Origin of the sequence: Pseudomonas sp. GW460-12-10-14-TSB1, from assembly GCF_017349775.1 — a bacterium.
Lineage (GTDB): Bacteria > Pseudomonadota > Gammaproteobacteria > Pseudomonadales > Pseudomonadaceae > Aquipseudomonas > Aquipseudomonas piscium.
Window position 1 is genome coordinate 205,058 of the sequence record NZ_JACNAC010000003.1, and the last position, 15,082, is coordinate 220,139.

At 63.3% G+C, this 15,082-nt stretch carries 11 protein-coding genes; 2 read left to right on the forward strand and 9 right to left on the reverse strand.

Annotation, left to right across the window (positions count from 1 at the left end; all coding sequences use genetic code 11):
• Window positions 1–69: 69 nt before the first annotated feature.
• The 6 genes from J4D52_RS03595 to J4D52_RS03620 form a co-directional block, all read right to left on the reverse strand.
• Window positions 70–2,529 (reverse strand): EAL domain-containing protein, encoded by a 2,460-nt coding sequence (locus tag J4D52_RS03595; protein ID WP_025805558.1) that lies wholly within the window; start codon window positions 2,527–2,529, stop codon window positions 70–72.
• 204 nt (window positions 2,530–2,733) lie between these two features.
• A complete protein-coding gene (locus J4D52_RS03600) occupies window positions 2,734–4,560 on the reverse strand; it encodes an ABC transporter ATP-binding protein (RefSeq protein WP_025805559.1) in 1,827 nt (608 codons plus the stop codon).
• Complete coding sequence (locus tag J4D52_RS03605; protein ID WP_102676598.1) at window positions 4,553–5,188, reverse strand: DsbA family protein; 636 nt, start codon at window positions 5,186–5,188, stop codon at window positions 4,553–4,555. Before J4D52_RS03605 ends, J4D52_RS03600 begins: the two co-directional genes overlap by 8 nt.
• 3 nt (window positions 5,189–5,191) lie before the next feature.
• Window positions 5,192–6,133 (reverse strand): rhodanese-related sulfurtransferase, encoded by a 942-nt coding sequence (locus J4D52_RS03610; RefSeq protein ID WP_025805561.1) that lies wholly within the window; start codon window positions 6,131–6,133, stop codon window positions 5,192–5,194.
• A 101-nt stretch (window positions 6,134–6,234) separates the two neighbouring features.
• Entirely contained in the window at window positions 6,235–6,534 is a 300-nt protein-coding gene (locus J4D52_RS03615) for a BolA family transcriptional regulator (RefSeq protein WP_007932228.1), read from the reverse strand.
• A gap of 12 nt (window positions 6,535–6,546) precedes the next feature.
• The gene (locus tag J4D52_RS03620) at window positions 6,547–7,062 is read right to left on the reverse strand and encodes a DUF2059 domain-containing protein (protein WP_009045024.1); all 516 of its coding nucleotides are present in this window, start codon (window positions 7,060–7,062) and stop codon (window positions 6,547–6,549) included.
• Window positions 7,063–7,254: 192 nt separating this feature from the next.
• Here J4D52_RS03620 and J4D52_RS03625 point away from each other — a divergent pair, with 192 nt between their 5' ends.
• Window positions 7,255–8,649 (forward strand): class II fumarate hydratase, encoded by a 1,395-nt coding sequence (locus J4D52_RS03625; protein WP_025805562.1) that lies wholly within the window; start codon window positions 7,255–7,257, stop codon window positions 8,647–8,649.
• A gap of 87 nt (window positions 8,650–8,736) precedes the next feature.
• Here J4D52_RS03625 and J4D52_RS03630 read toward each other — a convergent pair whose 3' ends face one another.
• From J4D52_RS03630 to pap, 3 genes are all read right to left on the reverse strand, one after another.
• Entirely contained in the window at window positions 8,737–9,702 is a 966-nt protein-coding gene (locus J4D52_RS03630) for a DMT family transporter (RefSeq protein ID WP_009050180.1), read from the reverse strand.
• A gap of 219 nt (window positions 9,703–9,921) precedes the next feature.
• Window positions 9,922–11,106 (reverse strand): thiolase family protein, encoded by a 1,185-nt coding sequence (locus J4D52_RS03635; RefSeq protein WP_102676597.1) that lies wholly within the window; start codon window positions 11,104–11,106, stop codon window positions 9,922–9,924.
• 143 nt (window positions 11,107–11,249) lie between these two features.
• On the reverse strand, window positions 11,250–12,770 hold the full coding sequence (gene pap, locus J4D52_RS03640; RefSeq protein ID WP_102676596.1) for a polyphosphate:AMP phosphotransferase: 1,521 nt from the start codon (window positions 12,768–12,770) through the stop codon (window positions 11,250–11,252).
• A gap of 141 nt (window positions 12,771–12,911) precedes the next feature.
• On the opposite strand from pap, the gene mnmC reads away from it, so the two are divergent.
• Window positions 12,912–14,918, forward strand: coding sequence for a bifunctional tRNA (5-methylaminomethyl-2-thiouridine)(34)-methyltransferase MnmD/FAD-dependent 5-carboxymethylaminomethyl-2-thiouridine(34) oxidoreductase MnmC (mnmC, locus tag J4D52_RS03645; protein WP_102676595.1), 2,007 nt, complete (start codon window positions 12,912–12,914; stop codon window positions 14,916–14,918).
• Window positions 14,919–15,082 lie beyond the last annotated feature (164 nt).

Here is a 15,082-nt window from a genome sequence, read left to right on the forward strand (position 1 = left end):
GGTTCTGTTGAATGCGTCGATCACTGTCGGGGCTCCTTTTGATGGTGATGGTACGGATCAGCGAGAGATTCAACGGAACGTGCCAGGAGCCTTGAATAACAGAGGCTGTGGTCGTGAAGGCCGACACTGCAGACTGTCACAGGTAAAGAGTTGCGGGCGCTCGATCAGGTAGCCCTGAGCGTAATCCACGCCAATCTCCAACAATGCCTGCTCAATCTGCGGCGTTTCGACAAACTCGGCAATCGTGCGTTTGCCCATCACATGACCGATATGGTTGATCACTTCGACCATCGCGCGATTGATCGGGTCGTCCAGCATATCCTTTACGAAACTTCCATCGATCTTGAGGAAGTCTACAGGCAAATGTTTGAGATAAGCGAATGACGACATTCCCGCGCAAAAGTCGTCCAACGAGAAATGGCAGCCCAAGCCCTTGAGCTCGTTGATAAAGCGAATCGCACTACCCAGATTGGAGATAGCACTGGTCTCGGTGATTTCAAAACAAATCAGGTCCGGTGGCACGCCATGGACGATGAACTGCTCGCGCAGGAAATCCAGGAAGGCCTCGTCACCGATGGTCGCGCCCGACAGATTGATCGCACACATCGCCAGGGGCCCTTCGCGCTCCTCACGGATGCATTCGGCGATGATCTTGAACACATTTTCCACCACCCAACGGTCCAGAGAGGTCATCAGGCCGTAACGCTCGGCGGCTGGAATGAAGCTGTCGGGCAGGATCATCCGCCCGGCCTCGTCGTGCAGGCGCAGCAGAATCTCGATATGCCCGCCGAGCCGGTCCACATGACCCAGGGCGGCTATTTCCTGGGCATAAAGACAGAAGCGGTTTTCCTCCAGGGCCATGTGCAGGCGCTGGACCCACGCCATTTCACCGAACCGCAGGGACAGCTCCGAATCGTCCGCGTGATAGACCTGGACCCGGTTGCGCCCTTTCTCCTTGGCCATGTAGCACGCCATGTCCGCTGCCCGCAGCGAGGCTTCGAGGGTGGTCGGGGTTTGCGCCACGTGCACCAGGCCGATGCTGACCGTGGTGACGAAGGGCCGGCCCTTCCAGACAAAATGCAGGTTCTGCACCGTCTGGCGCAGGCCCTCGGCGATCTTTTCCGCCGCTTCCGGCGAGCAGTTCTCCAGCAAGATGCCGAACTCATCACCACCCAGGCGCGCCAGGGTATCGCCCTCGCGCAGGCCCGACTGGAGCAAGGCGCAGATATGCCGGAGCAACTCGTCCCCTGCCGCATGGCCGCAGGTATCGTTGACCAGTTTGAACTGGTCCAGGTCGAGGAACATCAGCGCATGCCGCCCCGGTTGCCGGTTCAGGTTGTGCAACGCCTGCTCCAGGCGGTATTCGAACTCGCGGCGGTTCGCCAGGCCGGTCAAGGCGTCGTGGGTCGCCTGCCAGGACAGATTGGCGATGTACTGGCGTTCCTGGGTCATGTCGTGCAGCACCAGCACCGTACCGCTGACCCTGCCGGCATTCTGGATAGGCGCGCCGACCAGGGTCACCGACACCGTGCTGCCGTCCAGGCGCTGGATCAACTTCGAGTGCTCGCTGCCGCCGCTGAGCTGGCCGCTGAGGATGTGCTCGATCAGGGTAAAGCCGTCGGCCTGGGCGTTTTCATCCAGCAGATTGAACAAGGCCGCCAGCGGCAGTCCCACGGCCTGCTCGGCCTTCCAGTGGGTCATTTCCTCGGCGGCCGGGTTCATGTAGGCGATGGCGCCGTCCACGTCGGTAGTGATGACACCGTCGCCAATGGATTGCAGGGTGATTTGCGCCCGCTCCTTTTCCAGCTGCAGGGCACTGGCGAACTCATGACGCTGGGTCAGCAGCTTATGGGTACGCAGCAACGCCAGGACAATCAGCCCCAGTGCAGTGGCCAGATTGGTGATCAGCAACAGCCGCAGAATCACCCGCGACCCCTCGCCCAGCGCATCGCTAAAGGCCTTGGCCGCGGGCGTCACGCCATCGTTGATGGCAAAAATCTGGTTCTTCCAGTGCTGAATATCGGCTTCGGACGCCTGGTTGCTGGTAATGCCGCGGTGCATTTCATGGGCTACGCTATCGAGCTGCACCAGATAGCTGTCGCCCACGGTCCACAGGTCGATGGCTTTTTCCAGGTAGCTGAAATGGCGGAAGTTCAGGTACAGCCAGATCACACTGTCGCTGTCGTCGGGGTGGTTGCCGCCCTTGAGGATCCCCGCCCGCGCGGCCTTCAGGTCAGGCGGCTGCTGATCCAGCGCAACGCGCAGCTCATGCCCGCCCTGGGGCACGGCAATGGCGTTCTGGTACTTCAGGAAGATCGATTCGTCGCGGCTGTCGGCGTAGAGATTGAGGTAGTAGATGGCGTCCTTCTGGCCCTTGGACCAAAGGCTCTCTCCGGCAACGTAACCACGTACCGCCGAAAGGACATATAAGCTGAGGCCACCCAGCAGCGCTTGAAACAACACCACCGCAATAAATGGCCAGACGATGCCCAATAGCCGTGGCGTTCCGAGAGTCCGCTTTTGCTTCATGAGGTCCCTTGCATAAGCACTGCCAGATGAACACCCGAGAAAATACCGCTCCTGACAGCACAGACTAGGCTAATTTCCGCGGCTTCGAACGCACAGACCGTGACGTTCAAGCACGATGCCGGTCGAGACACGACAGGGCCGTGCCCCAGGAGGGTCATTTCCACCAGAGAATTCAAGCACTAAGCACAGAAAACCAGATAAAACTCAAGGTCGTTGGACTTGCTGCAAATGCCCGTAAAGCTTGGCGTAAAGGCCGCCGTCGGCAATTAGCTGCTGATGGTCGCCATCTTCGGCAATCTGCCCGCCATCGAACACCAGAACCCGATCCGCCTGTTTTACCGCGGACAGACGGTGGGCAATGATCAGGGTGGTACGGCCGTGGAGGAAACGCGTCAGCGCCTGGTGCAGGTTGTACTCGGTGGCGGCGTCCAGGGCGGAGGTGGCTTCGTCGAGAATCACCACCTTGGGTTCGGCCAGGACCATCCGCGCGATCGCCAGGCGCTGGCGCTGGCCGCCGGACAGACGCACGCCGGAGCGACCGACCACACTGTCCAGGCCGTTGGCCAGGGCGCGGACCGTCGAGTCCAGCTGGGCAATCTCCAGCGCCCGCCAGCAGGCTTCGTCGCTGCGCTCGCGGCCCATGGTCAGGTTGGCGCGGATGCTGTCGTTGAATAGCGCCGGATGCTGCAGCACCACCGCCACGTTTTCGCGCAGGGTTTCCAGGCCGATTTCCTGCTGGGTCTTGCCGCCAAAACGAATCACGCCCGCCTGCGGTGTATAGAGCCCCAGCAACAGCTGCACCAGGGTACTTTTGCCGCCGCCGCTGGCGCCAACTATCGCCACCTTCTCCCCCGGCTCGATCGACAGGTTCATCTGGTCGAGCACCGGCTCGTCGCCGTAGCCGAAGCTCAGGCCGTTGACTTCGATGCCCACGGTCTCGCGTCCCTGGAACGGGTCGACACCGCCGGCATATTGCGGCTCGTCGGCCCGCGACAGCAGCTCGTTGATGCGCGACAGCGCGCCACCGGCGGCGTAGTAGGCGTATTGCAGGTTCAGCAGTTGCTCCACCGGGCCGATCATGAACCACAGGTAGCTGAACACGGCCAGCATCTGGCCGATGGACAGGTCGGAAAACAGCACGGTGAGCATGGCCGCCGCGCGGAAGATATCGATCCCGAACTGGAACAGCAGCCCACTGGCGCGATTGGAGGCGTCGCTCTTCCATTGCGAAGCGACCGCGTAGTCCCGCACATCCTGGGCACGCCGACCGAGGCGGCCGAGGAAAAAGCCCTGGCGGTTGCCGGCGCGGACTTCCTGGATCGCATCCAGAGTTTCGGTCAGGGCCTGGGTGAACCGCGAGGTGCTGTCGTTCTCGAGCTTCTTCAGGTGCTTGACCCGCTTGCCCAACTGCACCGTGGCGTAGATCACCAAAGGGTTGAACAGCAGGATCAGCAGCGCCAGTTGCCAGTGCATCCACATCAGGATGCCCGCTGTGCCCACCAGCGTGAGCATGGCCACCAGAAAACGGCTGAGGGTTTCGCCGACAAACTTGTCGAGGGTGTCGAGGTCGGTGACCAGGTGAGTCGTCACCGTACCGCTGCCCAGGCTTTCGTACTCGCCCAGGGAAATGCGCTTGAGGCGCTCGATCAGCCGCAGACGGATGCGATAGACGATGTCCTTGGCCAACCCGGCGAACAACCGGGCCTGCAGCACGTTGAACAGCAGCGCCGAGCAACGCAGCATCAGGGTGATCAGCAACATCAGGCCGATGTAGCCGGCGGCGCTCTGCCAACCCGCGGGCAAGGCGTGGTTCATCACCTTCAGCGCGGCATCGCCATGCCCCAGCAGCACTTCATCCACCAACAGCGGCAGCAGCAACGGGATAGGCACGCTGCACAGCGTCGCCAGAACGGCCACGCCATTGGCGATCCACAGGGCTTTTTTATGCTGCAGTGCCAGCCGGCGGACTTCCGCCCAGCTCAGGCGATCGACGGGTTCCGGCGCTTGTGGATCACGAACCAGATCACGCACAGGCGGCACGCTCCAGCCAGCGGCCGAGCAATGGAGCAAGCTCACTCAAGGGCTGGTAGCCATTGGTCAACAAGGCCAGTTGGCCATTGCGTTCGGCCAACATGGTCGGGAAGCCGGCGATCCCCAGGTCCTGGACCCAGGTGAAGTCGGCGGCGGTGGCGGCATGCTGTTCGGCGCGATCGAACGCCTCGGCGAACTCGATGCGCGGCACGCCCGCCTCTTCCGCCAGCTCCACCAGGACGCTGGCGCGAGTGACGTCCCGGCCTTCGACGTAAAAGGCCTGCTGGATCAGTCGCAAAAGTTTCCAGGCGCAATCCGGCGCCAGGCTGCGCGCGGTCACGATGGCGCGGCACGCAGGCTCGGTGTCATAGACAAAACCGTCGGGCAAGGCGCCCTCGAACTTGAACGGCTGGCCGGTGGCCTCGGTGACCGCCTGCCAGTGTTCGATGATGTAGCGGCGAGTGGTTGGCTCCAGTGCCGAGCCACTGCCGGTACGCAGGCCACCCACCACCAGATGCAACTCGACGCCCGCTGCGCGCGCCTGCTCGACCAGGGCCTCGGCCACCGGAGCGAAGCCCCAGCACCACGAACACATAGGGTCCATCACATAGAGCAGGCGGGCAGACATGGCTCAGGCCTCGGAAGAAGATTGCTTGTAGTTGTAACCGATCGGGTGCGGCATGTTGCGAGCCTTGGCCAGTTCAATCTGCTTCTGCCGGTCGATGGCGCTGCGGCGGGTTTTCTCGCTCAGCGTGTCCCAACAATGCGGGCAGCTGATACCCGGTACATAGTGCTCGCTGGCGCGATCTTCGACGCTTACCGGTGTGCGGCAGGCATGACATTGATCGTAGTCGCCTTCGCTGAGGTCGTGGCGCACGGTCACCCGATTATCGAAGACGAAGCAGTCGCCCTGCCATTTACTCTCCTGCTGCGGCACCTCTTCGAGGTACTTGAGGATGCCACCCTTGAGATGGAAGACCTCGCCAAAACCTTCGCTGAGCATGTAGCTCGAAGCTTTCTCGCAACGAATGCCGCCGGTGCAGAACATCGCGACCTTCTTGTGCTTGCTCGGGTCGAAGTTGGCTTTGATGTAGTCGGGGAACTCGCGAAAACTGGTGGTCTTCGGGTCGATGGCGCCTTCGAAGGTGCCGATCGACACTTCGTAGTCGTTGCGGGTGTCGATCAGCAGCACTTCCGGGTCGCTGATCAGCGCGTTCCAGTCCTGTGGCTCGACATAGGTGCCGACCTTCTTGTTCGGGTCGACGCCGGGCACGCCCAGGGTCACGATCTCTTTCTTGAGCTTGACCTTGGTGCGGTAGAACGGCTGCTCGTCGCAGTACGACTCTTTGTGATCGATGTCGATCATGCGCGGGTCGTTCCTGAGCCAGGCCAGCAGCCCGTCGATACCTTCGCGGCTGCCGGACACGGTGCCGTTGATACCTTCTTCGGCGATCAGCAGGGTGCCCTTGATGCCGTTGTCGAGCATCGCGTTGAGCAGCGGTTCGCGCAGGGAAACGTAATCTTCGAGGGTGACGAACTTATACAGTGCCGCCACGACAATCGGTTGTGTCATGGGTAATTCTCCAGGTGGCTACCCTCGTAAAGGGTGAACCGGATGCAAAAAAAACGCGCCGACTAAGCGGCGCGTTGCGGATTCTAGCAAAAAACCTGTGGTTAATGCTTGCTGCCGCCAGCGCAGGTCGGCGAGGCCGGAGCCACGCCAATCTTCGCCCATTCTTCCGGCGTGTAGGTATGCAGCGCCAACGCATGGAACTGGCCCATCAGCTCGCCCAGGGTCGCGTAGACCTTCTGGTGACGCTTGACGCTGTTGAGCCCGGCAAACTGCTCGCTGACCAGCACGGCCTTGAAATGGGTTTCCAGACCGCGGCTATGCATGTGGCTTTCATCCAGCACCTGCAAATGCTCAGGCTGCAATGCGCCCAGTGCCGATTCGATACGTTGTTGCATGGTCATTCCTGGCTCCGCTTACTTCTTCTTCGCCGGAGCAGCCTTAGGCTCGAGCTCGGCGGTCATGTCGGCCAGCAGCTTGTTGACTACCGGTACCGCGCTTTCCAGCTTGGCCTGGGTCATCTGGGCCGATTGCTGGGTCAGTTGCGGCATTTTTTCCAGGACTTTCTTGCCCAGCGGCGACTGGTAGAACGCCACCAGGTCCTTGAGTTCGGATTCGCTGAAATTGCTGGTGTAGAGCTTGACCATGTCCGGCTTCAGCTTGTTCCAGCCGATGGCCTGGTCCAGGGCGGCATTGGCCTTGGCCTGGTAGGTTTCCAGTACGGCTTTTTTCGACTCTGGGGCTTTGGTCTGTTCAAAACGCTGAGCGAACATTTGCTGCACTTGCATGTACACCGGAGTGCCCAGCTTGTCAGCGTGCGCCAGGGTCAGGAAAGCTTCGGCACTGGCGTTGTGGCTGGCGGTATCGGCAAGCACCTGGCCGCTGGCGCAAACCAGAGCAACCGCGGTACAGATGGCACGAAGACGAGTCATCGAGTTTCCTTTTCTAGCAGGCGAGGTATAACCCCAAGGGCGACCATTCTGCGCCTAAAAAACTCTGCCGCTCAACCCCAAGCCTTGTGGTACCTGCATTTGCTCGACCAAATGACACAAAAGGCGCTTTATGGAACCCAGGCGAAGGATCACGGCCTAAACTGCGCAATCAGACCTACAGGAGTGAGCACGATGAGCCGAATCGAAACCGACAGCCTTGGCCAGGTTGAAGTCCCGGACGAAGCCTATTGGGGCGCCCAGACCCAGCGTTCGCTGATCAACTTTGCCATCGGCAACGAGCGCATGCCGCTGTCGGTCCTGCATGCCCTGGCGTTGATCAAGAAGGCCGCGGCCCGGGTCAACGACCGCAACGGCGACCTGCCCGCCGATATCGCCCGGCTGATCGAACAGGCCGCCGACGAAGTGCTGGACGGCCAGCATGACGACCAGTTCCCGCTGGTGGTCTGGCAGACCGGCAGCGGCACCCAGAGCAACATGAACGTCAACGAGGTGATCGCCGGTCGCGCCAACGAACTGGCCGGCAACCCGCGCGGCGGCAAGTCGCCGGTGCACCCCAACGACCACGTGAATCGCTCGCAAAGCTCCAACGACTGCTTCCCCACGGCGATGCACATCGCCGCGGCCCAGGCGGTGCAGCAGCATCTGTTGCCGTCGATCGCCGAGCTGTCCGGCGGCCTGGCCGAACTCGCGGCACGCCACATGAAGCTGGTGAAGACCGGGCGCACCCACATGATGGACGCCACGCCCATCACCTTCGGCCAGGAGCTGTCGGCCTTCATCGCGCAGCTGGACTACGCCGAGCGCGCCATTCGCGCGGCCCTGCCGGCGGTGTGCGAACTGGCCCAGGGCGGTACCGCCGTCGGTACCGGGCTGAACTCGCCCCACGGTTTCGGCGAGGCGATCGCCGCCGAGCTGGCGGCCCTGTCCGGGCTGCCGTTTGTCACCGCGCCGAACAAGTTCGCCGCCCTCGCCGGCCACGAACCCCTGACCACCCTCTCCGGCGCCCTGAAGACCCTCGCGGTGTGCCTGATGAAAATCGCCAACGACCTGCGCCTGCTCGGCTCCGGGCCACGCGCCGGGCTGGCCGAGGTCAGGCTGCCGGCCAACGAACCGGGCAGTTCGATCATGCCGGGCAAGGTCAACCCGACCCAGTGCGAAGCCCTGTCCATGCTGGCGTGCCAGGTGCTGGGCAACGACGTCGCCATCGGCTTCGCCGCCAGCCAGGGCCATCTGCAACTGAACGTGTTCAAGCCGGTGATCATCCACAACCTGCTGCAATCGGTGCGCCTGCTCGCCGACGGCTGCAGCAACTTCCAGCAGCACTGCATCGCCGGGCTGGAGCCCGACCCGGTGCAGATGGCCGACCACCTGGAACGCGGGCTGATGCTGGTCACCGCGCTCAATACCCATATCGGCTACGACAAGTCCGCCGAGATCGCCAAGAAGGCCTATGCCGAGAACCGCACCTTGCGTGAAGCGGCCCTGGAGCTGGGGTATCTGACGGACGAAGAGTTCGATGCCTGGGTGCGGCCGGAAAACATGCTGGAGGCTGGCAAGCAGGGCTGATGGAAGGCGGTGATTGAACAGACGCTATCGCGGGCAAGCCTCGCTCCTACAGGATAGGGGCTTGCCCGCGATCGACGATAACGCGCCCTAGCTCTCCGGCACTTGCATACGCACCCGACGCGCCTTGAGCCCGGCCATCAGCGACGGCCCCAGGGCGGTCAGCGCCGACCCCAGCACCACCAGCACCGCCCCGCCATAACCCAGGCCGTTGATCTGTTCGGCATGCACGTATTCCGGCCACAACCAGGCCGCCACAGCCACCGCGGCGAAGGTCACCAAGGGCGTGATCGCCAGCGTGGCGCTGACCCGCGAGGCCTCCCAATGGGCCAGCGCTTCGGCGAAGGCGCCGTAGGCGATCAGGGTATTCAGGCAGCAGGCCAGCAACAGCCAGCCTTGCAGCGGGCTCAACTCCAGCGCTTCAAGGGGATGGGCCCAAGGGGTGAGCAGCAACGCGCAGAACAGGTAGATCACCATCATTACCTGCAAGGAATTCCACACCGTCAGCAACTGCTTCTGGCCCAGGGCGTAGAACGTCCAGACCGCCGAGGCGGCGAGCACCGTCAGCACACCAGCGGTGTAGTTGCTCAAGGACGTCAGCAGCTCAGTCAGGCGCTGATTGAAAAACAGCCCGAAACCGATCAGCAGCACCGCCAGGCCAATGCCCTGCCCCAGGCTGAAACGCTCCTTGAACACAAACAGGCTGGCGATCAGCAGCAGGATCGGCCCCATCTGCACCACCAGTTGCGCGGTGCCGGGGCTCAGCAGGTTCAGCCCCATCAGGTACAGCACATAGTTGCCCACCAGCCCACAGACGGCCATCAGCACCAGCCAGCCGCCGCGCGGCCCGAGCACGCGCCAGCTTGGCAAGCGCTTGACCGCCGCCAGGTAGATCAGCAGGAAACCACCGGACACCAACAGGCGAAACCAGGTCACGGTCACCGGGTCCATCACCAGCAACACCTGCTTGAGCTTGATCGGCAGGATGCCCCACAGCAGCGCCGTAAGCAGTGCGAGGAACAAGCCGTAAACCCAGCGCCCGGACGAGATGTGCATGCGACCCCCAAAAGCCTGATGGAGAGAGCCCGCATTCTAGGCCCGGGGCGGTGACGAACACAGGGACAATTGCCGGCTGAGCGTGATTGGGATTGTGCTGGTCGTAAAAAGCATCGCGGGCAAGCCTCGCTCCTACAGAAGAAGATGGCGTGCTTCTGTAGGAGCGAGGCTTGCCCGCAATAGATTCGTAAGGCGGACAGATCCACCCCGTCTGACGGTTTAGCGCACCGCTTCGAACAACCCGGTCGCGCCCATGCCACCGCCGACGCACATGGTGACGATGCCGTAGCGCAGGTTGCGCCGTTGCAGTTCGCGCACCAGGTGCCCGACCTGGCGCGAACCGGTCATACCGAACGGGTGGCCGATGGAGATCGAACCACCGTTGACGTTGTACCTGGCGTTGTCGATCTGCAGCCGGTTACGGCTGTACAGGCATTGCGACGCGAAGGCCTCGTTCAACTCCCAGAGGTCGATGTCGTCCACTTGCAGGCCCTTGGCCTTGAGCAGCTTGGGCACCGAGAACACCGGGCCGATGCCCATTTCGTCCGGCTCGCAGCCGGCCACGGTGAAACCGCGGAAGAACGCCTTGGGCTTGAGCCCCAGTGCCAGGGCCCGCTCCAGGCTCATGACCAGGGTCATGGATGCGCCATCGGACAATTGCGAGGAGTTGCCCGCAGTCACCGAACCGTCCTCGGCGAACACCGGCTTCAAGCCGGCCAGGCTTTCCAGGGTCGTGTCCGGGCGGTTGCAGTCGTCGCGATCGACCACGCCGTCGAGGATCTGCACCTGGCCGCTGTTCTTGTCCTCGACCCGGTACTTCACCGCCATCGACACGATCTCGTCGTCGAACAGCCCGGCCGCCTGGGCCGCCGCGGTGCGCTGCTGGCTTTGCAGGGCGTACAGGTCCTGCTCCTCGCGGCTCACGTTGTAACGCCGGGCCACCACCTCGGCGGTCTGGCCCATGGGGAAATAGATGCCCGGCACCTGCTCCTTGAGCAATGGGTTGATCAGGTTGTCGGTGTTGACGCTTTTCATCGTCAGGCTGATGGACTCGACACCGCCGGCGACAATGATGTCGCTGCAACCGGAAGCGATCTGGTTGGCCGCGATGGCGATCGCCTGCAGGCCGGAAGAGCAGAAACGGTTGAGGGTCATGCCCGCGGTACCGGTGCCCAGGCGGGACAGCACCGCGACGTTGCGCCCGATGTTGTAGCCCTGGGCGCCTTCGTTGGAACCGGCGCCGACGATGCAGTCCTCGACGCTGGCCGGATCGATACCGTTGCGGGTCAGCAGCGCATTGACGCAATGGGCGGCCATGTCATCCGGACGGGTCTGGTTGAACTTGCCGCGAAAGGACTTGGCCAGGCCGGTCCGCACGCTATCGACGATCACCACTTCACGCATGGCATACCTCATTGTTGTTGTCGGTTGTGAGTGGGTCGAGCATAGATCCAGCCTTTGCCCGACCGCGACGATCATTCATCCGGCGTATGCAAAACCATCGCAACGCCAGGTTGATCCCGTGACCCGCTCACAACCTGCGGCGGTTATTTCTTGTCCTTCTTGCCTTTCCTGTCCTTTTTGTCGGACTTGTCGAATGCCTCTTCCAGCGCGCGGTTGAGGGTGCGCAGCACCTTGACCCGGGCCCAGCGCTTGTCGTTGGCCTCCACCAGGGTCCAGGCCGCGACCTCGGTGCTGGTGCGGTCGACCATGTCGCCGACGGCCGCGCGGTAGGCGTCCCATTTGTCGCGGTTACGCCAGTCGTCCTCGGTGATCTTGAAACGCTTGAATGGAATCTCTTCGCGGGCCTGGAAACGCTCCAGCTGGGTCTGCTTGTCGATCGCCAGCCAGAACTTGACCACTATCACCCCGGCGTCCTCGAGCTGCTCCTCGAAGTCGTTGATCTCACCATAGGCGCGCAACCAGTCCGCCGGGCTGCAAAAGCCCTCGACCCGCTCCACCAGCACCCGGCCGTACCAGGAACGGTCGAACACGGTGAACTTGCCCCGAGCCGGAATATGCCGCCAGAAGCGCCACAGATAAGGCTGGGCACGCTCGTCCTCGGACGGCGCGGCAATCGGCACGATGCTGTACTGGCGCGGGTCCAGCGCCGCCGCCACCCGGCGGATCGCCCCGCCCTTGCCGGCCGCATCGTTGCCCTCGAAAACCGCCACCAGCGCGTGCTTGCGCATGCGCTTGTCGCGCAGCAGGCCGGCCAGGCGCGCCTGTTCGGTAATCAATTGCTCCTCGTAGTCGTCCTTGTCCAGGTGCTGGCTCATGTCCAGGCTGTCGAGCAGGGTCAGCTTGTCGACCGCCTCGCCCAGCGGCGCCACATGGGACTCGACTTCGAGCGTCGGCCGGTTGAGCGCGCTCTGCAGGCCCTCGAGGAGAATCTTGCCCACCGCCAGGCTGCGGTAATGCGGGTCCACGCCTTCGATCACATGCCAGGGCGCGTAATCGCGGCTGGTGCGGCGCAACACCCGCTCGCCATATTTGACGAACTTGTCGTAGGTTTCCGACTGCTGCCAGTCCAGCGGGCTGATGCGCCAGCTGTGCAGCGGGTCGTCCTGCAACGACTTGAGGCGGGCCTTCATCTGTTTCTTGGACAGGTGGAACCAGAACTTGAAGATCAGCGCGCCTTCGTCGCACAGCATCTTCTCCAGGCGCTCGGCGCCAGCGATGGCCTGGTCGAAACGGCCGTCCTTGAACAGCTCGTGCACCCGCCCCTGGAGCATCTGGCTGTACCAGTTGCCGAAAAACACCCCCATGCGGCCCTTGGCCGGGAGCATCCGCCAATAGCGCCAGGCCGGCGGGTGCGCCAGCTCCTCGTCGGTCTGCTGATCGAAGGTGCGGACCTCGATCAGGCGTGGGTCCATCCACTCGTTGAGCAGTTTCACCGTCTCGCCCTTGCCGGCGCCTTCGATGCCGTTGATCAATACGATCACCGGAAAACGGGCTTTCTGCTTCAGCTCGAACTGGGCTTCCAGCAGCGCTTCACGCAAGGCCGGGACTTCAGCGTCAAAGGTTTTTTTGTCGATGGCGTGACCGATTTCGGCAGATTCGAACATGAGCGACTCCCTGGCAAGATTGAGCAAGACTAGCGGATCGACACCTGATTTGTCGGCATGGAATATACCGGCCGTTGCCGTGGATCATTACCCCCTGTGTCGATCGGCTAGAATGGTCGCCTTGCCGTTACCGAGCCGAACATGACCGCTGAATTGCCCCACACCCAGCCCCATGCCCAGTCCCACGCCCAGCTCGACTGGGACGACCAAGGCCGCCCGCGCTCGCGGGTCTTCGACGATGTGTATTTCTCCAACGACTCGGGCCTGGATGAAACCCGTCATGTGTTTCTCGAACAGAATCGCCTGCGCGAGCGTTTTGCCGCGTTGCCACCCAGTGGGCGCTTCGTCATCGGCGAGACCGGCTTCGGCACCGGCCTGAATTTTCTCTGCGCCTGGCAGTTGTTCGAACAACAGGCCGACCCCAGCGCGCGCCTGCATTTCGTCAGCGTGGAAAAATTCCCGTTGACGCCAGCGGACCTGCAGCGCGCCCTGGCCCTGTGGCCGGAGCTGGGGCCGCTGGCCGAGCGCCTGTTGCGTGCCTATGTCGCCGTGCATCAGGGCTTTCAACGCCTGGTGCTGGACGAGGGCCGCGTCACCCTGACCCTGCTGATCGGCGATGCCCTGGAGCAGTTGCCGCAACTCGACGCGCAGGTCGATGCCTGGTTCCTCGACGGTTTCGCCCCGGCGAAAAACCCCGAGATGTGGACCGCCGAGCTGTTCGCCGAGCTGGCGCGCCTGGCCGCTCCGGGTTCGAGCATCAGCACCTTCACCAGCACCGGCTGGGTGCGCCGCCTGCTGAATGCCGCGGGCTTCAAGATGAAGCGCACCCCGGGCATCGGCCACAAGTGGGAAGTGCTGCGCGGCGAGTTTCTCGGCTGGCCCGAAGACACGCCGCTGCCTGCCGCCAGCAAGCCCTGGTTCGCCCGCCCGACTCAACAGATCCAGGAGAAACACGCCCTGGTGATCGGCGCCGGCCTGGCCGGTTGCGCCAGCGCCGCCAGCCTCGCCACGCGGGGCTGGCGGGTCAGCCTGCTGGAGCGCCACGGGCAACTGGCCCAGGAGGCCTCGGGCAACCCACAGGGCGTGCTGTACCTGAAACTCTCGGCCCACGGCACCGCCCTGTCGCAGATGATCCTCAGCGGTTTCGGCTACACCCGGCGCCTGCTCGAACAGCTGCAACGGGGCGTCGACTGGGACGGCTGCGGCGTGCTGCAACTGGCCTTCAACGCCAAGGAGGCCGAGCGCCAGGCGCAGTTGGCGGCCGCCTTCCCGGCGGACCTGTTGCATCAGCTGGAGCAACCCCAGGCCCAGGCCCTGGCTGGCATCGGCCTGGCCCACGGCGGGCTGTTCTACCCGGAAGGCGGCTGGGTGCATCCGCCAGCCCTGTGCCAGTGGCAGGCCGCGCACCCGCGGATTCGCCTGCTGCCCCATCAGGATGTAGTGGAATTGCGCCGAGTCGATGGCCAGTGGCAGGCCTTGGACGGCGAACGGCTGCTGGCCAGTGCCGAGGTGGTGATCCTCGCCGGCGCCGCCGAGATCAAGCGCTTCCCGGCCAGCGCCGAGCTGCCGCTCAAGCGCATCCGCGGACAGATCACCCGCCTGCCGCAGACTCCGCGCAGCCAGAGCCTGGCCACCGTGGTCTGCGCCGAAGGTTACGTCGCCCCCGCGCGCCTGGGCGAACACACCCTGGGCGCCAGTTTCGACTTCAAGAGCGACGACCTGACACCCACCGCCGCCGAGCATGCGGGCAACCTGCAGATGCTCGAAGAGATCTCTCAGGATCTGCTGGAACGCCTGGAAGCCGACCAGCTACAACCGGAAACCCTCGAAGGACGGGCCGCCTTCCGCTGCACCAGCCCGGACTATCTGCCGATCGTCGGTCCCCTGGCGGACCAGGCGGCATTCGCCGAGGTCTACGCGGTGCTGGGCAAGGACGCGCGCCAGGTTCCGGACCTGCCCTGCCCCTGGCTGGACGGCCTGTACATCAACAGCGGCCATGGCTCGCGCGGGCTGATCACCGCGCCGCTGTCCGGCGAGTTGCTGGCGGCCTGGCTGGACAACGAACCCCTGCCCCTGCCGCGCAGCGTGGCCGAAGCCTGTCACCCTAATCGCTTTGCCTTGCGTCGGTTGATTCGCGGCAAGCCATGAAACCAAACCGCGATGCCAGGCGCCCTGGCATCGCTTCGCCATCTCCTCGCAAACGCCCACGGGGCCTGTCCTCGCGGCAAAACTCCAGGCAGATCAAGGCCTTTACTTCGGCCCGTGACGTTCTAGCCTCCCGCCGCTTATAACCCATCGGTCTAAAACTCCAG

Coding starts and splice junctions, on each gene's coding strand:
- J4D52_RS03595 (WP_025805558.1), bottom strand. CDS start 2,529: ATGAAGCAAAAGCGGACTCTCGGAACGCCACGGCTATTGGGCATCGTC.
- J4D52_RS03605 (WP_102676598.1), bottom strand. CDS start 5,188: ATGTCTGCCCGCCTGCTCTATGTGATGGACCCTATGTGTTCGTGGTGC.
- J4D52_RS03610 (WP_025805561.1), bottom strand. CDS start 6,133: ATGACACAACCGATTGTCGTGGCGGCACTGTATAAGTTCGTCACCCTC.
- J4D52_RS03615 (WP_007932228.1), bottom strand. CDS start 6,534: ATGACCATGCAACAACGTATCGAATCGGCACTGGGCGCATTGCAGCCT.
- J4D52_RS03620 (WP_009045024.1), bottom strand. CDS start 7,062: ATGACTCGTCTTCGTGCCATCTGTACCGCGGTTGCTCTGGTTTGCGCC.
- J4D52_RS03625 (WP_025805562.1), top strand. CDS start 7,255: ATGAGCCGAATCGAAACCGACAGCCTTGGCCAGGTTGAAGTCCCGGAC.
- J4D52_RS03630 (WP_009050180.1), bottom strand. CDS start 9,702: ATGCACATCTCGTCCGGGCGCTGGGTTTACGGCTTGTTCCTCGCACTG.
- J4D52_RS03635 (WP_102676597.1), bottom strand. CDS start 11,106: ATGCGTGAAGTGGTGATCGTCGATAGCGTGCGGACCGGCCTGGCCAAG.
- pap (WP_102676596.1), bottom strand. CDS start 12,770: ATGTTCGAATCTGCCGAAATCGGTCACGCCATCGACAAAAAAACCTTT.
- mnmC (WP_102676595.1), top strand. CDS start 12,912: ATGACCGCTGAATTGCCCCACACCCAGCCCCATGCCCAGTCCCACGCC.